The following is a 21,172-nucleotide window of genomic DNA, read 5'->3' as shown; positions in this document are numbered from 1 at the left end:
AACGCGGTCCCGATCAATCAGTCTGGCACGCAGGGCGCGGTTCGTCAGCGCCGACGATGGTCGCAGTGGCAGGACGTCGCAGGCCCCGTGACGGGCGGGTATTGCCAACTAAGCCTGTCGGGCCATGTGTGTCCCCAGCCAGTAGAACACCGCCGCCAGCATCACCGACCCGATCAACAGATAGAACACCGTCACCGGCACCACATGCCCCAGCGCCAGGCCCACCAGTATCGGGCCGAGCCCCGCGCCCAGGTTGGAGAGGTTCTGCGCGCCATAGTAAACCCCGCGCAGGTGCTCCGGCGCGATCAGGTCGATGAACATGAATTCGGCCGGAATCACGATGATCTCGCCCAGGGTGAACACCAGCATGGCCAGACACCAGACCAGCGCCGAAGCGGCCACGGAGAATCCCAGCAACCCGGCAACGAACATGGCCATGCCAGCCATCAGCCAAGGCATCAGGCGCTGACGGGTGATGCGTCGGCCAATCAGGTACTGCAGGCCGATCACTGCGAGGGCGTTGGTGGTGACCAGGTAGCTGGCCAGGCGCGCCACCTCGGCGGGATCGTGCTGAGTCACCACCAAGTACTGCGACAGGTAGGCGGTGAACTGGCCGAACACCACAGCACTGAGCACGCCGCCTAGGGTGAAGCAGACCAGCCGCCGGTCGCGCAGCATGCCCAGGGCGACCTGGGCGAAGCTCGCCGCCTGCCCGGCCTCGCGCAGGCCCAGCAAGCTGCGTTCGCCCAGGCGGTAGTAAGCCAGGCTCAGGCCGAGGCCGATCAAGGCCGACACCACGAACGGCAGGTGGTCGTCCGCCTCTATCAGCATCACCCCGAGCATCGGCCCTGCGGCCCAGGCGATGTTGTTGAACGTGTACTTGATGGCGAATACTTCGCCGCGTCGGTTCTCTGGCAGCAGGGCGCAGAACCCGGCCTTGGCGGCAATGTCGACCACCGTCTGGGCCAGGTAGGCCACCACCAGGAAACAGAAGAACGGCGCAGCCGAGGTACTGGCCACGATGCCGACGAAGGCCAGGGCGAACACCAGGGTGCAGGCGACGATCAGCGTATGGCTGCGCAGGGTGTCGACCAGGTGTCCGCCGTAGAGGCTGAGCAGGGATGCCAGGAGCATCGCGCCGCCGACCAGCAGGCCGGTCTGGCCGACCGACAGGCCCAGGTGTGTTGACAGGTACACCACCAGATAGGGCAGTGTGATCGCCCGCGCCATGGTCAAGGTGAAGGTGGTGAACAACAGCAGGCGAACCGCGGTGGGATAGCCTTTCAGGGCGCGGAGCATCGACTGATCCTTGTCATTGTCAGCGGTCAAGCATATGCCAGGTGCCGGACTGGCTGCTATATCTTTAAAATCGATAACAGATAGAGAAATTACCCGTTATATAGATATTCTATGCAGGCATAAGATATCTCTACCTTACACAAGGGCAGGAGACACCTTATGCCATGCACCCAGACCCGCGCGCCTTCCTGGCGCCCGTTCAGCCAGTTGGCCCATCCCCGCGAAGTGATTCGCCAGTTCACCCCCAACTGGTTCGCCGCGACCATGGGCACCGGCGTGCTGGCCCTGGCCTTTCATCAGGTCCAGGTGCCGGGATTGGACAGCGTGGCCGAGGGACTGTGGTGGCTGACCATCGGCCTGTTTACCCTGTTCTGCGTCCTGTATGGCGCCCGCTGGATAATGTTCTTCAATGAGGCGCGGCGGATTTTCGCGCATTCCACCGTGTCGATGTTCTTCGGCACCATCCCCATGGGCCTGGCCACCCTCCTCAACGGCGCCCTGGTGTTCGGCTTGGCGCGCTGGGGTGAGGCCGTGGTGCCGTGGGTTGAAATGCTTTGGTGGCTGGACGTGGGCCTGGCGCTGCTATGCGGCGTGGCAATTCCCTACCTGATGTTTACCCGCCAGGAGCACAGCATCGATCAGATGACTGCGGTGTGGCTGCTGCCAGTGGTGGCGGCGGAGGTTGCCGCCGCCAGTGGCGGGTTGCTGGCGCCGCACCTGGCGGACGTTCACGCACAGTTCCTGGTGGTCATCACCAGCTATGTGATGTGGGCGGTTTCGCTGCCGGTGGCGTTCAGCATCCTCACCATCCTCATGCTGCGCATGGCCTTGCACAAACTGCCGCCGGCCAACATGGCCGCCTCCAGCTGGCTGGCGCTGGGCCCGATCGGTACCGGTGCGCTGGGCATGCTGGTGCTCGGTGGCGATGCGCCGGCGGTGTTCGCCGCCAATGGCCTGGGCGGCCTCGGCGAGGTGGCCCGTGGGCTGGGGCTGGTGGCCGGTATCGTGCTGTGGGGCGCCGGGTTGTGGTGGTTGCTGACGGCGGTGCTGATCACCCTGCGCTACATGCGCCAGGGCATGCCGTTCAACCTGGGTTGGTGGGGGTTCACCTTCCCCTTGGGCGTGTACTGCCTGGCCACGTTGAAACTGGCCGCCTGGCTGGGCCTGGTCTTCTTCACGGTGTTCGGCCAGGTGCTGGTGGTGGCGCTGGCGCTGCTCTGGCTGCTGGTGGCCAGCCGGACCCTGCGCGGGGCGTGGCGCGGCGAGCTGTTCGTGTCACCGTGCATTGCCCAGCGCTGATCGGCCTTACAGGTTGGGTGTGTAGTCGAAGGCGCTGGCGGCTTGGATATCGGTGAACGGGGTGACGGCCGCATGCTTGTTCATCACGCTGTTGACCAGAGAGCCTGGGAACATCTGGATGCCGTTGTTGAAGCGTTCCACTTCGCCGTTGAAAATCACGATGGCCGCGCCGACGTTCTGTTGCTGCTCGGCGATTTCGCGCATGAGGTTGTTCATCAGTTCCGAGGCCTTGAGATCGGGGTAGGCCTCGAAGGCCACGCGCAGCCCGCCGAGCAGCGAACGGGTTGCGTCCTCGGCCTTGGCCAGGGTCTTGCCGTCCGCCTCGACAGGCAGCTCGGCAATGGCGCTGCGCAGGCGGGTGATTCCGGCCAGCACGCCTTGTTCATGGTCGCGGTACAGGCCGGCCTGCTCTTGCAGCGCATCGAGCACCTTGGTCTTCTGCCGCTCATAGGTCAGCACATCGGCCCAGGCGCGTTTGACCCGGTTATGGTTGCCGACGATGCCGTTGTGCAGGCTGATGACGATCAGCGGTACGCCGATCAGCACGGCGAGCAGGATAAGGGCGAAAAGGTCCATGTCATTGTTCCGTCTGTAGCTGTGCCGGGGTAGGCACGGTGAAATTGTCGTCGTGCTGCTCGGCCAGGATGTGCACGGCGTCGAGCAGAGCGCTGAGCTGAGGCAGGTGCACGCCGTGGTCGATCAGCAAGCGGAAATCGCTCGCGCGGGACAGCTCGCAAGTCAGCTTGAAAGCGAGCGGGTTGTCGTTGCTGCTCAGGCACAGTTGCCCGTGCTGCGAGAACTCCAGGTTGGGCGTATCAAGCTGGCGATGCAGGTCGATCAGGTGCAGCACCGTCACCGGCTTGGCGAAGCGGGCGCAGGCCATGGCCGAGCTGCCAGTAAGGCTGAAGGCGCGGTCGAAGTCGCTTGAGGCGGTCTTGAAGTGGTGCTCCATGTCGACCATGGATGAGCGGCCGCCGCTGCCGCCACCCAGGGCGATTCCCTGCACCCAAGGGAAGTCGATCACCAGGCTGTAGCGATCGTATTCCTGGTAGGAGGTCACGGTTTTCGAGGTCGTGCCGCCCTTGCCATCGGACTCGGTTTCCTGGTGGGTCTGTTTGTCCACGTAATGCAGGTGGTACCAGCGGTAGTTGAAGCTGTGCAGCCGACCCTGATAGTGGCCCTGCACGGCGCGGCGCAGGAAGCGCTTGTGGTTGCCGCGCACATAGTCGCGAAACTCGATTTGCAGGCCCTTGAGCAACTGGCTGTCGGTCACCGGGATTTCCTGCAGGCCGGCGGTGATCAGGCTGGAGCGCTCGGCCAGGTCGTAGGCAAGCTTGGGGATGAGCTTCCTGCGCTGATAAAGGACGATCAGGCTGAACGCAGCGCCACCGAGCAGGCCGAGCGTGAGGTTGGACGCAAGCTGCGGCACGCTCTGGCCCAGCAGCTTGGCCAGCGGCGCCAGCAGCGGCTCGTACGCCTGCAAGTAGCCTGCGATGCTGGCAATGGCCAGTGGTCCACAGAGCAGGGCCATCAGCCAGGGCACCCGGTTGTCGAACTGCATGTTGCCGTAAAAGGCGGCCATGGCGTCCACGGCGGCCAGCAGTTCCTGCTTGGTCGTCGCCGTGCGTGCGGTGTGGCTGGCCGCCCGCACTGTGCGTTTGAGCCGGGCGTTGTGGGTATTCAATTGAATCAATGGCTGGCCTTCATCCCTGTCCAGTTCGACCCCAAGTGGCGCACCTTTGCGCGTTGGTGAGGGGCGGCAGTCTGCCAGCTTCGCGGTTGCCGTTCCATCGTGTCGAGCGACAGGCGCTGAACTGACAGCCGCTGCTTCTGCCACAGGCGTGGCGCAGCCGAAACCTATGGAAGGAGCAACGGGCTTGCCTTCATCGTCCATTCCCGTGCAGATTTGTGGCTTTATGCGCTGAACGTGCCTCCAATGACAAAGCCCAACCAGGTACACGGACGATGAGTCACCCCTCGCAATTCACCCTGCTCGGCAAGCGGCGCTTCCTGCCGTTCTTCATCACCCAGTCGCTGGGTGCCTTCAACGACAACCTGTTCAAGCAGTCATTGATCCTGGCGATCCTCTACAAGCTGAGCCTGGAGGGCGACCGCTCGATCTGGGTCAACCTCTGCGCCTTGCTGTTCATCCTTCCGTTCTTCCTGTTCTCGGCACTGGCCGGGCAGTTCGGCGAGAAGTTTGCCAAGGACCGCCTGATCCGCGCGATCAAGCTGGCCGAGATCGTCATCATGGCCATTGGCGCGACTGGTTTCGTCACGCACCACCTCGAGCTGATGCTGGTGGCGCTGTTCGCCATGGGCACCCACTCGGCGCTGTTCGGCCCGGTGAAGTACTCGATCCTGCCCCAGGCCCTGCGCGAAGAGGAACTGGTGGGTGGCAACGGCCTGGTGGAGATGGGCACCTTCCTGGCGATCCTGGCGGGTACCATCGGTGCCGGCGTGCTGATGTCTTCCAGCCAGTACGCAACGTTGGCCGCTGCGGGCGTGGTGGGCACCGCGGTGCTGGGCTACCTGGCCAGCCGCTGGATCCCGCGGGCGGCGGCCGCCGCGCCGCAGATGAAGCTGGACTGGAACATCTTCAAGCAGTCATGGCTGACTCTGCGCCTGGGCCTGGGCCAGACCCCGGCAGTGTCGCGCTCGATCGTCGGCAACTCGTGGTTCTGGTTCGTCGGCGCGATCTATCTCACGCAGATCCCGGCCTACGCCAAGGACTGGCTGCACGGCGACGAGACCGTGGTCACCCTGGTGCTGACCCTGTTCTCGGTAGGCATCGCCGTCGGTTCGCTGCTGTGCGAGCGCCTCAGCGGGCGCAAGGTGGAAATCGGCCTGGTGCCGTTCGGCTCGTTCGGCCTGACCCTGTTCGGCCTGCTCTGGTGGTGGCATTCGGGGGACGTCCCGGTCGGAGCCGCGCCCCATGACTGGCTGACCTTGCTGGGCATGAGCCAGGCCTGGTGGATCATGCTGTCGATCGTCGGCCTGGGCATCTTCGGCGGCTTCTACATCGTGCCGCTGTATGCGCTGATCCAGGCACGCACCCCGGAAGGTGAGCGGGCCCGGGTGATTGCCGCCAACAACATCCTCAACGCACTGTTCATGGTGGTGTCGGCGATCATCACCATCGTCCTGCTGAGCCTGGCCAAGCTGAGCATCCCGCAGCTATTCCTGGTGGTGTCGCTGCTCAACATCGCGGTCAATGCCTACATCTTCCGCATCGTGCCCGAATTCACCATGCGCTTCCTGATCTGGCTGCTCAGCCACTCGATGTACCGGGTCGAGCACCGCGAGCTGCAGCGCATTCCCGACGAAGGCGCGGCGCTGCTGGTGTGCAACCACGTGTCGTTCGTCGATGCACTGCTGATCGGCGGCGCCATCCGCCGGCCGATCCGGTTTGTCATGTACTACAAGATCTACAACCTGCCGGTGCTCAACTTCGTGTTCCGCACCGCCGGTGCCATCCCCATCGCCGGGCGTGGCGAGGACGAGGCCACCTACGAGCGTGCCTTTGCCCGTATCGCCCAGTACCTGGCCGACGGCGAGCTGGTGTGCATCTTCCCCGAAGGCAAGCTGAGTTCGGACGGTGAGATCGATGTGTTCAAGGGTGGAGTGAACCGCATCCTGCAGGAGACGCCAGTGCCGGTGATCCCGTTGGCGTTGCAGGGGTTGTGGGGTAGCTTCTTCAGCCGTGACCCGAACAAGGGCTTCTTCAAGCGCCTGTGGTCGCGGGTGACCCTGGTGGCCGGCGCCGCCATCCCGGTGGAGGCGGCGCAGCCTGAAGTGCTGCGCGAGCAGGTGAGCCTGCTGCGCGGCGACATGCGCTAAGGGAAAAGGAGGGAGGTCAGCTGGCGCTGACCTTCAGGCCGACCAGGCCGGTGATGATCAGGGCGACACTGGCCAGGCGGATCAGCGCCATGGATTCACCGAACAGGATGATCCCGGCGATCACCGTGCCGACCGCGCCGACGCCGGTCCAGATGGCATAGGCGGTGCCCAGCGGCAGCTCCTTCATGGCAAGGCCCAGCAGGCCGAGGCTGATGACCATGGCGCCGACCGTCAGAACGGTGGGCAGGGGGCGGGTGAAGCCGTCGGTGTACTTGAGGCCGACAGCCCAGCCAACTTCGAACAGGCCGGCGAAGAACAGGATGATCCAGGACATGGTGATTCTCCATCGTTATCAAAGATGGGGCCGTCCCCGGTATGTTCACGCACAGCGTCGTGAGGCCGTCCTCACAGTGCGCACTATAGTGCCCATTTGCCGAAGCTGGGGCAAGTTTCAAGGATCGGTGGTTGCCTCATCGCCGGCAAGCCGGCTCCCACAGGGTTAGCGCATGGCTGGCTTCATGCGGTCGGTGTGGGAGCCGGCTTGCCGGCGATGAGTCCGGGGCAGGCAACATCAATTTCTGGCAGATACGATGTTCTGTACCTCGGGCTCAGGCTCCTCCATTCGCCTGAACCACGTCGACAGCAAAGCCCCGGAGATGTTGTGCCACACGCTGAACAGCGCACTGGGCACCGCGGCCAGGGGCGAAAAGTGCGCCGACGCCAGGGCCGCGCCCAACCCGGAATTCTGCATGCCCACCTCCAGCGCCAGCGCCTTGCGCTGGGCCAGCGGCAGCTTGCACAGCTTGCCGGTCAGGTAGCCCAGCAGGAAGCCGAAGCTGTTGTGCAGCACTACCACCGCCATGATCAGCAGCCCCGATTCGGCGATCTTCGCCTGGCTGACCGCCACCACCGCGCAGACGATCATCACGATGCTTACCACCGACACCAGCGGCAGCACCTGCACCGCCAGCTGCACGCGGGCGCCGAGCAGGCGCTGGGCGAGCACGCCGAGCACGATCGGCAGCATCACCAACTGCAGGATCGACCAGAACATGTCCATGAACGAGACCGGCAGCCACGCCGAGGCGAGGAACCAGATCAGCGCCGGGGTAAGCAGCGGGGCGAGCAGGGTGGTCACCGCGGCGATCGCCACTGCCAGTGCCAGGTCGCCCCTGGACAGCCACACCATGACGTTCGACGCCGTGCCGCTCGGGCAGCAGCCTACCAGGATCACGCCCACGGCGATTTCCGGCGGCAGTTGGAACAGCTGGCACAACAGCCAGGCCACCCCGGGCATGATCACGAAATGCGCCACTACCCCCAACGCCACCCGCCATGGCTGGCGGGCGACGGCGGCGAAGTCGTCGAGCTTGAGGGTCAGGCCCATGCCGAACATCACCAGGCCCAGCAGCGGCACGATGGCGACCTTGAGGGCGATGAACCACTGCGGCTGAAGGAAGGCCAGGCAGGCGAACACCAGCACCCACAGGGCGAAGGTGTTGCCGACGAAGCGGCTGAGGGCGGCGAGGGCACGCATGGGGCAATCCTTGTTGTTCTGTTCAGGTGCCCCCGATCATACTTAAGACCAGCTCAGAATGGGCCAGCCGTTGGTTTGCGCGTGCTCGCGCAGCACCGGGTCCGGGTTCACCACGTAGGGGTGATCCACCTTCAGCAGCAGCGGCAGGTCGTTGCGCGAGTCGGAATAGAAGCTCGCGCCTTCGAGGTTTTCCTGTTCCTGGTCGAGCCACTCCAGCAGGCGGACGATCTTGCCCTCGCGGTAGGTGAGCACGCCGTGGGTCTTGCCGGTGAATACGCCGTTGACCGCTTCCAGCTCGATGGCGAGGTATTCGTCCACCCCCAGGCGCGCCGCGATCGGGCCGACGAGGTGGGTGCCGCTGGCCGAAATGATCAGAATCCGGTCGCCACGCTGGCGGTGCTCGGCGATGCAGCGGCAGGCGTCGCCGTAGATGATCGGCTCGATCACATCCTCTACCCAAGGCTCGACCAGGTGCTCCACTTCTTCCAGGGTGCGCCCGGCGATCGGCTCCAGGCTGAAGGCCATGTAGTCCTCCATCTGCAGGTGGCCTTTGCCGTAGGCTTCCATCAGTTCATGGTCGCGCTTGAGGAAACTCTTGCCATCGACCCAGCCCAGCCGGGCCATCTGCTCGCTCCACAACGACGCGCAGTCGCCGTGGATGAGGGTTTCGTCCAGATCGAAAATTGCCAGTGCCATGCGTTGAATCTCCTTAGGCCACTTCCCGTAGCGCCGTGGGGTCGATCGACAAGGATACCCGTTGTCCGTCCGCGTGCAGATCGCTGGCGCAACGATTGAGTACGTCCACCACCAGTTCAACGCCGCGCACCTGGACGCGGTAGCGGATCACGTTGCCCAGCAGGCTGTGGCTGCGGATCTCGCCATCCAGCTCGCCGTTCAGGCTCAGGGTGATCGACTCTGGGCGGATCGCCAGGCGCGCGGCCACCGGGCGTTGCAGCAGGCGGCTGGCGCTGTCGGCGTCGAGCAGGTTGTAGTTGCCGATAAAGCCGGCGGCGAACAGGTCCACGGGCGCGGTGTAGAGGGTTTCGGCATCGCCGCTCTGGACGATGCGTCCCTGGTTCATCAGGACGATGCGGTCCGACATGGTCAGGGCTTCTTCCTGGTCGTGGGTGACGAAGATGGTGGTAAGCCCCAGCTCGCGCTGGATGGCGCGGATCTGTTCGCGCAAGTGCTTGCGGATACGCGCGTCCAGCGCCGACAGTGGCTCGTCGAGCAGCAGCAGGCGCGGGCGGGTGACCAGCGAGCGGGCCAGGGCCACGCGCTGGCACTGGCCGCCGGACAGCTGGTGCGGGTAGCGCGTGGCGAAGCTGCCGAGCTCGACCAGGTCGAGTACCTCGCGTACCCGTGCCTGGCTTTCGTCGGCCTTGACCTTCTGCATGCGCAAGCCAAAGGCGATGTTCTGTTCCACGGTCATGTTGGGAAACAGCGCGTAGCTCTGGAACACCATGCCGATGCCGCGCTTCTGCGGGCTCAACGGCACGATGTCCTGGCCGTCGAGCAGGATCCGCCCGCTATCCACCGGGGTCAGCCCGGCGATGCAGCGCAGCAGGGTGGACTTGCCGCAGCCGGAGGGGCCGAGCAGGGTGACGAACTCGCCGCGCTCGATCTGGCAGTCGATGTTTTCGAACACCGGGCTGCCGGCGTAGCTCTTTTGCAGTTTCTGTACGCTGACGAAGCTCATGTCAGGTCTTGTCCTTGTTCAGGCGGTTGGCGACCCAGGTCAGCACCAGCACGAAGGCGAAGTAGGAGATTACCAGGGCGCTGTTGAAGTGGCCGCTGCTGTTGCGCATGTTGTTCAGGTACACCTGCAGGGTCTCGTAGCGGGTGCCTACCAGCAGGTTGGCGAACACGAACTCGCCGAACAGGAACGAGAACGACAGCAGCAGCGCCACCATCAGGCCTTTGCGCAGGTTCGGCAGTACCACCAGGAACGCCGCCTGCCAGGTGCTGGCGCCGAGCAGTTGGGCGGCGTCCATCAGGTCGCGCAGGTTGATGGCCTGCAGGTTGTTGGTGATGGCTCGATACATGAACGGCAGGGCGATGGTGAAGTAGCAGCCGATCAGGATCCACGGCGTGCCGACCATGGCCATCGGTCCGCTGCCGTAGAGTTGCAGCAAGCCCACCGCAGACACCACGGGCGGCACCGCGAACGGCAGCAGGATCAGCACGTTCATCAAGGCGTCGAGCTTGGGGAAGTGGTAGTGCACCACGAACAATAGCGGCAGGATCAGCACTACCGACAGCACCAGCGCGCCCACGCACACCAGCAGCGACTGGCCGAAGGCTGCGAGAAAGCGCGGTTCGCTCCACAGCGCCACATACCACTTGAAGGTCAGCCCGCTGGGCAGCAGGGTGGCCGACCAGCTGGTGGCCAGCGAATAAAGCAGGGTGCCGGCCAGTGGCAGCAGCAGGATGAGGAACAGCAGGTAGACCACCACGCTGTGGTAGAGCCCGCCGGCTTTGTTTTCAGCGCGCATGGTAGCTCCTCTTGAGCAGCCATTGATGGGCCACCGTGACCACGGTCATCAGCCCCACCAGCACCATCGCCAGGGCGCTGGCCAGGTTCGGGTCGAGGCTGATGTCGCCGGCCACAAGGCCGGCGATACGGATCGGCAGCACGTTGAAGTTGCCGGTGGTCAGGGCGTAGACGGTGGCGTAGGCGCCCAGGGCGTTGGCCAGCAGGATGACGAAGGTGCCGAGCAGCGCCGGGGTAAGCACGGGCAGGCCGATGTGCCGCCAGAACTGCCAGTGGCTGGCGCCCAGCAGCGCGGCGGACTCACGCCAGTCTTCGCGCAGGGCGTCGAAGGCGGGGTAGAGCAGCAACACGCCCAAGGGGATCTGGAAGTAGGTGTAGACCAGGATCAGGCCGGTCTTGGAGTAGATGCTGAAGTCGCCGAGCAGCCCCATCTGCTTGAGCAGCAGGGTGAGCGCGCCATTGAAACCGAGCAGGATGATGAAGGCGAACGCCAGGGGCACGCCGGCGAAGTTGCTGGTCATGTTGGCAAAGGCGCTGACGAAGTCGCGCAGTTTCGAGTCGACCTGGCGCAGCGAATAGGCGCCCAACGTGGCGATGACGATGCCGAACAGGCTCGACCAGAAGCTGATCTCCAGGCTGCGTTGCAATGCCTGCAGGTAGAACTTCGAGGCGAAGATCTTGCTGAAGTTGGCCAGGCCCCAGCCACTCTCGCTTTGCAGGCTGTTGATGGCGACCCAGGCCAGCGGCGCGATCTGGAAAATGATGAAGAACACGGCGAACGGCAGCAGGCAGAGCAGGGCCAGGTAGCGGCCGCGATGGCTTGCATTCACTTGAGCAGCTCCCGGCAGACCGGTTTGTCGTGGGCGGCGCCGAGCAGTTCGCAGATCGTGCCGCACAGCTCGGTCTGCAGCGGCTTGGCCGCAGGGTCGAGGCTGAAGGCTTCGCCGAACACGAACAGCGGCACTTCACGCTCCTCGGCGAGCAGGCCGTTGTGCGAGCGGTCGTTGTTCATGCCGTGGTCGGCGGTGACCAGCACCTGGTAGCCCTCCTCGAGCCAGCGCGGCAGGTAGTCGGCCAGCAGGATGTCGGCGCTGCGCGCGGCGTTGCGGTACTGGCTGCTGTCCAGGCCGTGGCGGTGGCCGGCGTCGTCGATGTTCATCGGGTGTACCAGGAGGAAATTCGGCGCATGGCGGCGGCGCAGGTATTCGGCGTCGGCCAGCAGGTGCGAATCGGGGTAGTGGTCGGCGTAGTAGAACAGGCCGTGCTGGATCGGCAGCTTGGGGGCATGGGTGTGGCGGTCGCGCAGCGGGTCGAAGGGCGAGCGGTTGTACAGCTCGCTCATCCAGTGGTAGGCCGCCGCCGCGGTGCCCAGGCCGGCCTCGCGGGCGTAGTGGAACACGCTGCGCTGGTTGGACAGGCGGTTGATGTTGTTGTGCACGATGCCGCTGTCGATCGGCGGCACACCGGTGAGGATGCATTCGTAAAGTGGTCGTGACAGCGATGGCAGCTCGCACTCCACGCGGTACAGCGCGGCGCGGTCGGCCTCGACATAGGCGTGCAGGTGGCCCATGGCGTGGTGGGCGACCTGGTGGTTGAGGCCGTCGAGCAGGACCAGGATGACGTTGTGTTGCATGGTGGCTCCGCAGGGGTATCAGTCGGTAGCGCGTCGCCCTCATCGCTGGCAAGCCAGCTCCCACAGGTCTTGCGCTGACCTTGTGGGAGCTGGCTTGCCGGCGACAGGGCCGGTTCAGGCAGAAGGGAATCTGCCCCTTATTCCATCTCGATGATCACCTGCTCCTGCCACTTCTGTGGCAGGGCCTTGGAGGTCGCTTCCCAGGCCGCAGCATCTTTGATTGGCTGGGCGGCCTTGTACTGCTCGTTGGGCAGCAGCTTGGCCTGTACGTCCGCCGGCAGCTTCAGGTGTTCGGCACGGATCGGCCGGGCGTGGCCGATGGCCAGGTTGGTCTGGCCGGCATCGCTGAAGATGTATTCACGGGTCAGCTTGGCTGCGTTAGGGTGCTTGGCGTACTTGTTGATGATGGTGGTGTAGCCGGAGATGACCGAGCCATCGGAGGGGATCAGCACCTCGAAGCGTTTCGGGTCGATCTGTTCGCGGTAGCTCAGGCCGTTGAAGTCCCACACCACGCCCACTTCCACCTCGCCTTTCTCCAGGGTCTGGATGGTCGGGTTGGCCAGCGACAGACGCTTCTGCTGGGCCAGTTTGGTGAACAGTTGCAGACCTGGCTCGATGTTGCTTTCGCTGCCCTTGTAGGCGATGGCGGCGGCAAGCACGCCGTTGGCGGCCTGGGCGGCGGTGCCGACGTCACCGATGGCGACCTTGTACTTGCCCTTTTCCAGGTCGTGCCAGGTGCTTGGGCGGTCCTCTTTCTTCACCAGATCCTTGTTGATGATGAAGGCGATGGTGCCGGTGTAGGCCAGCGCCCAGTGGCCGTCCTGGTCCTTGGCCCACGCCGGGACCTGGTCCCAGGTGCTTGGCTTGTAGGGCTGGGTCACGCCCTTGGTGACCGCGATCGGGCCGAAGGCCGCGCCGACGTCGCCGATATCGGCGCTGGCGTTGTCCTTCTCGGCATCGAACTTGGCGACTTCCTGGGCCGAGCTCATGTCGGTGTCGCTGTGCTTGAGGCCGTACTTTTTCGCCAGGTCTTCCCAGGTGCCTTTCCAGTTGGCCCAGGCATCGGGCATGCCCACGCTGTTGACCGTGCCTTCCTTGCGGGCGGCGTCTTCAAGGGCCTTGAGGTCCTGGGCCATGGCCGAGGTGCAAAAAGCGATGGCCGAACCGAGCAGTGACGCCATGAACAACTTTTTCATCCGAAGCTCCTTTGGTGGGTGCCTTGCATTCGTTGTTATGAACGGAAGCGGTGCTTGCGACCCCTTGGTCTAGGTCAGCAAACCTTGCGCCAAGGTAGGCCTGTTGCGTGACAGTTTGATGTAAGGGGCGGGGGCGGGTGGCAGGCCCAAGGCCCTGGAACTACAGCGTAGACCAGATCGAAAGCCTTGATTCGCGTGGGCTGGCGCGGATCTGGCATATCTGGCAAGTGCCCTGCGGCGCCTGTGTCACAGGATGTTCATCAGCCGTGCCTAGGCTTGCACTACGCTCCAACTGCCCCGTTTCGGGGCTGGACTAGTCCAGATAGGTAACCTTTGATGCAAGCGACGCCACCGCGCGCGGTAACAGCCATCTGCCACGCGCTGCAGGAGCAGATCGAACACGGCTTGCTGGCGCCCGGCGGCAAGCTGCCGGCCGAGCGCAGGCTCAGCGAGGTGTTCGACACCACGCGTATCACGCTGCGCGAGGCCCTGGTGCAGCTCGAGGCCATGGGCCTGATCTACCGCGAAGAGCGGCGCGGCTGGTTCGTCGCGCCCGAGCGTCTGACCTACGACCTGATCGAGCGCAGCCACTTCCATGCGATGGTGCGAGACCAGGGGCGCGAGCCGCGTACGCAGCTGCTGTCGGCGCGGCTGCAGCCGGCTTCGGCGGCGATCTGCGCGCGCCTGCGGCTGCCGGCGCTGTCCAGCGTGGTGCGGATCTGCCGGTTGCGGCGTATCGACGGGCGGGCGGTGCTGTATGCCGAGCACTATCTCAACCCGCGCTACTTCCCAGGAATCCTTGAGCTGGACCTGGCCCGGTCACTGACCGAGATCTATGCGCGGGAGTACGCGATTCACTATGGGCAGGTGTGCTTCGAGATCCTGCCGACGGCGTTGCCGGTGGAGGCGGCGGCTGCCTTGAAGGTGTCGGCTGGCAGCCCCGGGCTGCATATCACCCGGGTCAACAGCGACCAGCATGGGCACCTGATCGACTGTGACCTGGAGTACTGGCGCCATGATGCGATTCGCATCCGCGCGCAGGCGGGGTAAGGGGGCTGCTGTGCAGCCCATCGCCGGCAAGCCGGCTCCCACAGGTTTGGCGTTAGTCTTGAAGGTCATGTGATCCCTGTGGGAGCCGGCTTGCCGGCGATGGGGTGCGAAGCGGCCCTAGCTGGCGGCTCCGCCGGCTTCAGGGATGGCACCACCCCCAGCCGTCACCACTTGCACCGACAGCCGTGGCGTCGCCAGATCCAACCCCGCTTCATCGAGCTGGCGCTTCAACGCCAGGTTGAACGCCCGCGAAACCTCCCACTGCTTGATCGGAGCGGTCTTGAACCGCGCCCGCAGGATCGCCGAGCCCGACTCGAAACTCTCCACCCCCTGCAACTCCAGCGGCGACCAGATGTTGCGGCGCATCAGCGGATCATTGCGCAGCTTCTGGCCCACTTCGCGGATCAGGGTGATGGCCTGGTCGATGTTCATGCTGTGCGGGATGGCCACACGGAAGATCGCGTAGCCGAACTCGCGGGAGTAGTTCTTGATGCTCTTGATCTCGCTGAACGGAATGGTGTGCACGATGCCATCGATGTCGCGCAGGCGCACGGTGCGGATGGTCAGGCCCTCGACCGTGCCCAGGTGGCCGCCGACATCGACGTAGTCGTCGATGGCCAGCGAGTCCTCGATGATGATGAACAGGCCGGTGATCAGGTCGGCCACCAGCGACTGGGCGCCGAAACCGATGGCCAGGCCGATGACACCGGCACCGGCCAGCAGCGGGGTGACGTTCATGCCCATGTTGGCCAGGGCGACGATCACCGCGATGATGACGATCACCACGAACATCACGTTGCGGATCAGCGGCATCATGGTCTGCGCACGGGCGTTGGCCAGCCCGCGCCGCGAATGCACCAGGGCATGGTGCACGGCGGTGTCGGCGAGGATCCACACCAGCCAGGCGACGATCAGCGTGCCGGCCAGGCCCAGCAGGCGCAGGCTGACTTCATGGCCGTCACCCTCGGCGAAGCTGATCATCGAGTGGCCCCATACACGCAGGCCCAGTTCGATGAACAGCAGCCAGATGAACAGGTGCACCAGGACATAGCCGAAGTTGCGCAGGCGTTCGGTGTAGACCGCCTGGCGCTTGTTGGCGCGCCTGGGCTTGGCGGCATGGCGGCGGACCAGGCCATTGAGCACCATGCACACCACCACCAGCACCGTGCACATCAGCGACTGGCGCAGGGCGGTGCTGGTGTCGCCGGCGGAGACGAAGGTGGCGAACAGCGAAATTGCCACCAGGATCAGCGCCGGGATATACCAGAAGCTGCCGAGCAGTTCGATGGTGTCGCTCAGGGTGCGCCGGGTCAGGCGCCGTGACAGGGGCTGGTTGCGAATCAGGTGGGCGATCGGGCGGCGGAAGCGCAGGATGAACAGCCCGGTGCACAGCGCGGCGATCACATTGGCCAGGGTTGCCAGGGCGTGGGCCAGGTGGCTGCCCAGCGCGGTGGTCAGGCGTGGGTCGCTCATCGCCTCGCCGAACGCGGCGAAGCTGCCGATCAGCCACAGCGGGCGGAACGCCTGGTGCCGCAGAATGTGAAGGGCACGGTGGCGATGTGGGCCATCGAGCAGCGAGAAGGCAATCACGCAGATCGCCGAGAACAGGGTGCCGACCACCAGCGCGTAGGCCAGCACCATGGCCATCGACTTGCCCAGCGAGGAGGGCAGGGCGAAGCTCAGGTACACGGTGAACACCAGCGCCACCAGCCATGGGCCCAGCTTGCGCAGGGCAAAGCGCACCAGGTCCCAGGTCCGCGGGTGCTGCGGCAGGTCTTCGGTCAGGCCGAAACGCAGGCGCACACGGTGGCCGATCCAGTTGAAGGCATAGGCCAGCAGGCCCCAGACCAGGATGACTCCGGCGAAGCCGAACAGGATCGCCGGCCATTGATGCACCGGCACCACCAGTGCGGCCAATTCGTCCTGGGCCTGGTCGATTTCCAGCGACCAGCGCTTGAACGGGCTGGCATCGCCGCTGAACTGTTTCTCGAAATCATGCAGGGCACCGCCGATCAGGCCGAGCACGCCCTGTTCGACGGTGGGTTGCGATTGCCGGGTGGCGTCGCGCAGCTTTTTCAGGTCGGCCAGCAGCTTGGCGCGTTGCTGGTCGTTTTCCAGGTTCTTGATCACCTCGTCCAGGGACTTGCCCAAGGGCTCGCTGGCCTCGGGCTGGGCGGGCGTGCTGGAACCGAGCAGGCCGGGCAGGCCGGCGGCATGCGCTGGGGTGGCGAGCAACAGGAACAGCAGCGTGATGCAACGCAGGAGGGCTGGCACCGGGAAATCTACCTCAGGTCAAACGTTTGCCCGAGTGTAGAGGTTTACGACGGCAGTTTCTCGAGGATCTTCCAGCAGGTGAGGCCGAAAATGCCGAGGGTGCCGATCCACATCATCAGCACGCCGACATTGCGCTCGCGCAGGCTGAAACCGATGGTCAGCAGCATCAGGAACAGGAACACCGGCACGAACAGGGACAGGAACGGCGATGACATGGACAGCATCCTTCTGTTTTGGGGGCCATGTATCAAGCATAGCGCTTTGCAAGCGAGGCGGATTGACCGGGGGCAGGCGGTGGGCAAGTCGCACCGCCGCTCCCACGGGGGCGCGTGGGAGCGGGTTGGCCGTCAGGGCAGTTCGCGGCTGCGGTAGAAGGCGCCGAGCACCTTCACCAGGTGGGCCAGGTCATGGCTGCCGCACAGCTCGCGGATCGAGTGCATGGCGAAGGTCGGCAGGCCGATATCCACCGTGCGCACGCCCAGGTGGCTGGCGGTGATCGGGCCGATGGTCGAGCCGCAGCCCATGTCGCTGCGCACCACGAAGCTCTGCACCGGTACTTCCTCGGCCATGCACAGGTGGCGGAAGAATCCTGCGGTTTCGCTGTTGGTGGCGTAGCGCTGGTTGTTGTTGACCTTGATCACCGGGCCGGCATTGAGCTTGGGCCCGTGGTTGCCGTCGTGCTTGTCGGCGTAGTTGGGGTGCACGCCGTGGGCATTGTCGGCCGAGACCATCAGCGAGCGCTGGATGGTGCGCACATAGTCGTCGCCATCGGGCAGCAGGCGTTGCAGGGTCTGCTCGAGCATCGGGCCATCGGCGCCGCAGGCCGAGCAGGAGCCGACTTCCTCGTGGTCGTTGCACACCAGTACGCAGGTCTCGTCGCCTTCGGCGTTCAGCAGCGCCTGCAGGCCGGCGTAGCACGACAGCAGGTTGTCCAGGCGGGCGGCGGCGATGAAGTCGCCGTTCAGGCCGATCAACGCGGCGTCCTGGGTGTCGTAGAAGCTCAGCTCGTAATCCAGCACCACGTCGGCGTTGAGGTCATGCTCGCGGGCCAACTGCTCGGTGAGCAGGGCGCGGAAGTCGATGCGCTCGTCGCCGGCGACCTGTGCCAGGATCGGTGGCAGCTCGGTCTGCGGGTTGATCTGCCAGCCTTCGTTGGCGGTGCGGTTGAGATGGATCGCCAGGTTGGGGATCACCGCGATCGGCAGCTTGAAATCGATCAGCTGGCTTTCCACCTTGCCGTCACGGCGGAAGGTGACCCGGCCGGCCAGCGACAGGTCGCGGTCGAACCAAGGGGCTAGCAGGGCGCCGCCATAGACTTCAACGCCCAGTTGCAGGAAGCCCTGGCGCTGCAGCTCGGGCTGCGGCTTGACCCGCAGGCATGGGCTGTCGGTGTGGGCGCCGACCATGCGGATACCGCCGATCAGCGGCGAATGCTTGCCGAGCTTGATGGCGATGATCGAGGAATCGTTACGGGTCACGTAGTAGCGACCACCAGGCGTAGTGGCCCAGCTGTCGCGCTCGTCCAGGCGCTGGTAGCCGGCGGCCTCGAGGCGTTGCGCGAGGCTGGCGGTGGCGTGGAAGGGCGTCGGGGAGGCCTTGAGGAATTCGATCAGGCCGGCGTTCAGGGCATCGCGCATAAGTCACTCCAGACAGCAGTGGCGCGAGTTTAGCGTAAATGCTCGAAAAATTGTGTCAGCCCTATCGCGAAGCGTGGGAGCAAGCTTGCCCCGCGATGGGGCCCGAGTCTCAGAACGGCGCCGGACACTCGAATTTCAGGCGTTCGCCAGACACCGGATGGGTGAAGCTCAGCATCGAGGCATGCAGGCACAGCCGCTCATGGGCCGCCAGCGCCTCGGGGTTGGCGTACAGCCGGTCGCCGAGCAGCGGATGGCCGATCGACAGCATGTGCACGCGCAGCTGGTGCGAGCGCCCGGTGATCGGCGTCAGTTCGACCCGGCAGTGATCGCCGCAGCGCTCGACGATGCGCCAGAAGGTCAGGGCATGCTTGCCCTGCTCATGGTCGACCACGTGGCGCGGCTTGGTCGGCGGGTCGTAACGCAGGGGCAGGTCGATGCTGCCGCTGTCGAGCGCGGGCTGGCCCCAGCACAGCGCGGTATAGGCCTTTTCGGTCTCGCGGTCGTGGAACTGGCGTGACAGTTCGCGGTGGCTGTCGGCGTCGCGGGCGAGCAGGATGATCCCCGAGGTTTCCCAGTCCAGGCGGTGGACGATCAGGGCTTCCGGGTAGCCGTTTTCCTGCAGGCGGGTGATCAGGCAGTCCTTGTTGTCCTCGGCGCGGCCCGGCACCGACAACAGCAGGGTCGGCTTGTTGATCACCAGGACGGCGGCGTCTTCGTGAAGGATCTGGATGTTCGACAGCGGCATTGCTAGGTCTCGGTGAAATGGCGGAAAGCACTGGGGCCGCCTTGCGGCCCATCGCCGGTAAGCCGGCTCCCACAGGATCCCGCGTTGTCTGTGGGAGCCGGCTTGCCGGCGATGGGCTGCAAAGCAGCCCCAATGATTACACCCAGCTGCGCGATCAGCGATCAGGCAGGGTGATGTTCAGTTCCAGAATCGAGCAGCTGCCCTGGTTTTCCAGTTCGATCTGTACGTCGTCGTTGCCGATGTTGACGTACTTGCGGATCACCTCGACCAGCTCCTTCTGCAAGGCAGGCAGGTAGTCCGGGGTGCTGCGTTGGCCACGCTCGTGCGCCACGATGATCTGTAGACGCTCTTTCGCTACCGACGCGCTGCTCTGTTTCTGTCTGCCACGAAAGAAGTCAAAAAGGTTCATGGTTTATTTGCCTCCAAACAGGCGCGCGAAGAATCCTTGCTTCGGCACTTCGATGAACCGCAGTGGCTTGGGCTTGCCCAGCAGGCGGTCGACGGTGTCGCTGTACGCCTGGCCGGCATCGCTCTGGTCATCGAGGATGACCGGGATACCCTGGTTGGAGGCCTTCAGCACGGCTTGGGATTCGGGGATGACACCCAGCAGTTCGACCGAAAGGATTTCCTTGACGTCCTCGACGCCAAGCATTTCGCCCTTTTCGACGCGCTCGGGGTGGTAGCGGGTGATCAGCAGGTGTTCCTTGATCGGGTCTTCGCCCTGTTCCGCACGGCGCGACTTGCTCGACAGCAGGCCGATCATGCGGTCGGAGTCACGTACCGACGAGACTTCCGGGTTGGTCACGACGATGGCTTCGTCGGCGAAGTACATCGCCAGGTGCGCACCTTTCTCGATACCGGCCGGCGAGTCGCAGACCACGAAGTCGAACTGGTCCTTGAGCTCCATCAATACCTTTTCGACGCCTTCCTTGGTCAGCGCGTCCTTGTCGCGGGTCTGGCTGGCGGCCAGCACGAACAGGTTTTCCAGGCGCTTGTCCTTGATCAGGGCCTGCTGCAGGTTGGCCTCGCCGTTGACCACGTTGACGAAGTCATACACCACGCGGCGTTCGCAGCCCATGATCAGGTCGAGGTTACGCAGGCCGACGTCGAAGTCGACGATGACCGTCTTGTGCCCGCGCAGTGCGAGGCCGGTACCGATGGCGGCGCTGGTGGTGGTCTTGCCCACACCCCCCTTGCCGGAAGTAACCACGAGAATCTTGGCCAAGGTGTTTCACCCCTAAATAATTCGGGACAGACGTCCCTGCAAATACAAAAAACGGCAACGGGAAAAAGTTGCGCTAAAAATGCCGGCAAGTATCCGTTAAAGACGGGTTATGTTCAACACGTCGCCGGACAGGCTGACTTGTACGCCCGAACCCCACAGCGGGTCGCGGCGCAGGTCTTCGCACACTTTGTACTGGCCGGCGATGGAGACCATTTCTGCGGTCATCTGCAGGCAGAAGATGCGCGCCTTGGTATTGCCTTTGATGCCGGCCAGGGCACGGCCGCGCATGGCGCCGTACACATGGATGTTGCCATCGGCGAGAAGTTCCGCGCCGGGGCTGACCGAGCCGGTCACCACCAGGTCGCCGCCCTGGGCGTAGATCTGCTGGCCGCCGCGCACCGTCGAGGTGATGATCCGCGTCGGGCGAACTTCGGGTTCGGCCGGCGCAGCTGGCGGCGCTGGCGCGGGCTCGGGCTTCTTCACCTCGGGCTCCGGCTCGAGCGGCCGTTCGCGGGCGCCGGACGGCGGCAGCACCGGCAGGTCGATGGCGATCGCGGCGGCGATGTCCTCGATGCGGCTGGCGCGGATCGCCAGGGTGCGCAGGCCATGGTGACGGCACACGCGCATCAATCCGGGCAGGTCAATGGCGCTTTCGTCATGGGGCAGCTTGTCCAGGGCCAGCACCAACGGTGTGTTGCTGAAGAAATTCGGCGCCTGCGCGACCTTCGCCGCCAGCTGGCGGTCGAGGGATTCGAGGTCGTTGCGCGCCAGTTCCAGCACGGTGATGGCAAGCATGCTGCCCTTGAGCTGGAACACGGGGGCGTTATCGGGTGTCGGGTTGGGGCTCATGGTCTGCATAGACGGCTTGTTGCGAAAAAAGTGCCCTGACTTATAGCGATAAGACCGTTTGCCCGCAACCGATGTAGAATGCCGGGCTCATGTC

At 64.6% G+C, this 21,172-nt stretch carries 21 protein-coding genes; 3 read left to right on the top strand and 18 right to left on the bottom strand.

Going from position 1 to position 21,172, the window contains the following annotated elements:
- Nucleotides 1–108: 108 nt before the first annotated feature.
- The gene (locus ACVWY1_RS20275; RefSeq protein ID WP_258701402.1) at nucleotides 109–1,299 is read right to left on the bottom strand and encodes an MFS transporter; all 1,191 of its coding nucleotides are present in this window, start codon (nucleotides 1,297–1,299) and stop codon (nucleotides 109–111) included.
- 159 nt (nucleotides 1,300–1,458) lie between these two features.
- Between ACVWY1_RS20275 and ACVWY1_RS20270 the strand changes: the two genes are divergently transcribed.
- Nucleotides 1,459–2,598 (top strand): TDT family transporter, encoded by a 1,140-nt coding sequence (locus ACVWY1_RS20270; protein ID WP_277505384.1) that lies wholly within the window; start codon nucleotides 1,459–1,461, stop codon nucleotides 2,596–2,598.
- A gap of 6 nt (nucleotides 2,599–2,604) precedes the next feature.
- Here ACVWY1_RS20270 and ACVWY1_RS20265 read toward each other — a convergent pair whose 3' ends face one another.
- Together ACVWY1_RS20265 and ACVWY1_RS20260 are read right to left on the bottom strand one after the other, a co-directional pair.
- On the bottom strand, nucleotides 2,605–3,174 hold the full coding sequence (locus tag ACVWY1_RS20265) for a LemA family protein (RefSeq protein WP_102683652.1): 570 nt from the start codon (nucleotides 3,172–3,174) through the stop codon (nucleotides 2,605–2,607).
- Between the two features lies 1 nt (nucleotide 3,175).
- Nucleotides 3,176–4,291 (bottom strand): hypothetical protein, encoded by a 1,116-nt coding sequence (locus ACVWY1_RS20260; protein ID WP_277505382.1) that lies wholly within the window; start codon nucleotides 4,289–4,291, stop codon nucleotides 3,176–3,178.
- Between the two features lie 272 nt (nucleotides 4,292–4,563).
- Between ACVWY1_RS20260 and ACVWY1_RS20255 the strand changes: the two genes are divergently transcribed.
- Nucleotides 4,564–6,438, top strand: a complete 1,875-nt coding sequence (locus tag ACVWY1_RS20255; RefSeq protein WP_102683654.1) for an MFS transporter — start codon at nucleotides 4,564–4,566, stop codon at nucleotides 6,436–6,438.
- Between the two features lie 16 nt (nucleotides 6,439–6,454).
- On the opposite strand, the gene sugE is transcribed toward ACVWY1_RS20255, so the two are convergent.
- From sugE to ACVWY1_RS20215, 8 genes are all read right to left on the bottom strand, one after another.
- Complete coding sequence (sugE, locus tag ACVWY1_RS20250) at nucleotides 6,455–6,772, bottom strand: quaternary ammonium compound efflux SMR transporter SugE (protein ID WP_023631604.1); 318 nt, start codon at nucleotides 6,770–6,772, stop codon at nucleotides 6,455–6,457.
- Between the two features lie 237 nt (nucleotides 6,773–7,009).
- Complete coding sequence (locus ACVWY1_RS20245) at nucleotides 7,010–7,975, bottom strand: bile acid:sodium symporter family protein (RefSeq protein ID WP_277505377.1); 966 nt, start codon at nucleotides 7,973–7,975, stop codon at nucleotides 7,010–7,012.
- A gap of 42 nt (nucleotides 7,976–8,017) precedes the next feature.
- On the bottom strand, nucleotides 8,018–8,671 hold the full coding sequence (locus ACVWY1_RS20240) for an HAD family hydrolase (RefSeq protein WP_139673503.1): 654 nt from the start codon (nucleotides 8,669–8,671) through the stop codon (nucleotides 8,018–8,020).
- 13 nt (nucleotides 8,672–8,684) lie between these two features.
- Nucleotides 8,685–9,674: an ABC transporter ATP-binding protein gene (locus ACVWY1_RS20235; RefSeq protein WP_139673499.1), complete on the bottom strand. Its 990-nt coding sequence runs from the start codon at nucleotides 9,672–9,674 to the stop codon at nucleotides 8,685–8,687.
- Nucleotide 9,675: 1 nt separating this feature from the next.
- Nucleotides 9,676–10,470: an ABC transporter permease gene (locus tag ACVWY1_RS20230; RefSeq protein ID WP_277505374.1), complete on the bottom strand. Its 795-nt coding sequence runs from the start codon at nucleotides 10,468–10,470 to the stop codon at nucleotides 9,676–9,678.
- A complete protein-coding gene (locus tag ACVWY1_RS20225; protein ID WP_094011831.1) occupies nucleotides 10,460–11,299 on the bottom strand; it encodes an ABC transporter permease in 840 nt (279 codons plus the stop codon). The genes ACVWY1_RS20230 and ACVWY1_RS20225 overlap by 11 nt, the downstream gene beginning before the upstream one ends.
- Complete coding sequence (locus tag ACVWY1_RS20220; RefSeq protein ID WP_046854568.1) at nucleotides 11,296–12,102, bottom strand: alkaline phosphatase family protein; 807 nt, start codon at nucleotides 12,100–12,102, stop codon at nucleotides 11,296–11,298. The genes ACVWY1_RS20225 and ACVWY1_RS20220 overlap by 4 nt, the downstream gene beginning before the upstream one ends.
- 137 nt (nucleotides 12,103–12,239) lie before the next feature.
- Nucleotides 12,240–13,298, bottom strand: coding sequence for an ABC transporter substrate-binding protein (locus ACVWY1_RS20215; RefSeq protein ID WP_198754019.1), 1,059 nt, complete (start codon nucleotides 13,296–13,298; stop codon nucleotides 12,240–12,242).
- A 336-nt stretch (nucleotides 13,299–13,634) separates the two neighbouring features.
- On the opposite strand from ACVWY1_RS20215, the gene ACVWY1_RS20210 reads away from it, so the two are divergent.
- On the top strand, nucleotides 13,635–14,348 hold the full coding sequence (locus ACVWY1_RS20210; protein WP_102683661.1) for a UTRA domain-containing protein: 714 nt from the start codon (nucleotides 13,635–13,637) through the stop codon (nucleotides 14,346–14,348).
- 117 nt (nucleotides 14,349–14,465) lie between these two features.
- Here ACVWY1_RS20210 and ACVWY1_RS20205 read toward each other — a convergent pair whose 3' ends face one another.
- The 7 genes from ACVWY1_RS20205 to minC form a co-directional block, all read right to left on the bottom strand.
- Entirely contained in the window at nucleotides 14,466–16,622 is a 2,157-nt protein-coding gene (locus tag ACVWY1_RS20205) for a mechanosensitive ion channel family protein (protein WP_277505370.1), read from the bottom strand.
- Between the two features lie 44 nt (nucleotides 16,623–16,666).
- Nucleotides 16,667–16,837, bottom strand: coding sequence for a hypothetical protein (locus ACVWY1_RS20200; protein WP_167388396.1), 171 nt, complete (start codon nucleotides 16,835–16,837; stop codon nucleotides 16,667–16,669).
- A 132-nt stretch (nucleotides 16,838–16,969) separates the two neighbouring features.
- The gene (locus tag ACVWY1_RS20195; protein ID WP_110701091.1) at nucleotides 16,970–18,259 is read right to left on the bottom strand and encodes a M18 family aminopeptidase; all 1,290 of its coding nucleotides are present in this window, start codon (nucleotides 18,257–18,259) and stop codon (nucleotides 16,970–16,972) included.
- 109 nt (nucleotides 18,260–18,368) lie between these two features.
- Nucleotides 18,369–19,004, bottom strand: a complete 636-nt coding sequence (locus tag ACVWY1_RS20190; RefSeq protein ID WP_046854572.1) for an RluA family pseudouridine synthase — start codon at nucleotides 19,002–19,004, stop codon at nucleotides 18,369–18,371.
- A 154-nt stretch (nucleotides 19,005–19,158) separates the two neighbouring features.
- Nucleotides 19,159–19,413, bottom strand: coding sequence for a cell division topological specificity factor MinE (gene minE, locus ACVWY1_RS20185; RefSeq protein WP_023631120.1), 255 nt, complete (start codon nucleotides 19,411–19,413; stop codon nucleotides 19,159–19,161).
- Nucleotides 19,414–19,416: 3 nt separating this feature from the next.
- Nucleotides 19,417–20,229, bottom strand: a complete 813-nt coding sequence (gene minD, locus ACVWY1_RS20180; RefSeq protein WP_023631119.1) for a septum site-determining protein MinD — start codon at nucleotides 20,227–20,229, stop codon at nucleotides 19,417–19,419.
- A gap of 96 nt (nucleotides 20,230–20,325) precedes the next feature.
- A complete protein-coding gene (gene minC / locus ACVWY1_RS20175) occupies nucleotides 20,326–21,087 on the bottom strand; it encodes a septum site-determining protein MinC (protein WP_277505362.1) in 762 nt (253 codons plus the stop codon).
- Between the last annotated feature and the right edge of the window lie 85 nt (nucleotides 21,088–21,172).

Source organism: Pseudomonas sp. TE6288, assembly GCF_054062095.1.
This window is presented reverse-complemented; position numbering and strand designations above follow the sequence as displayed.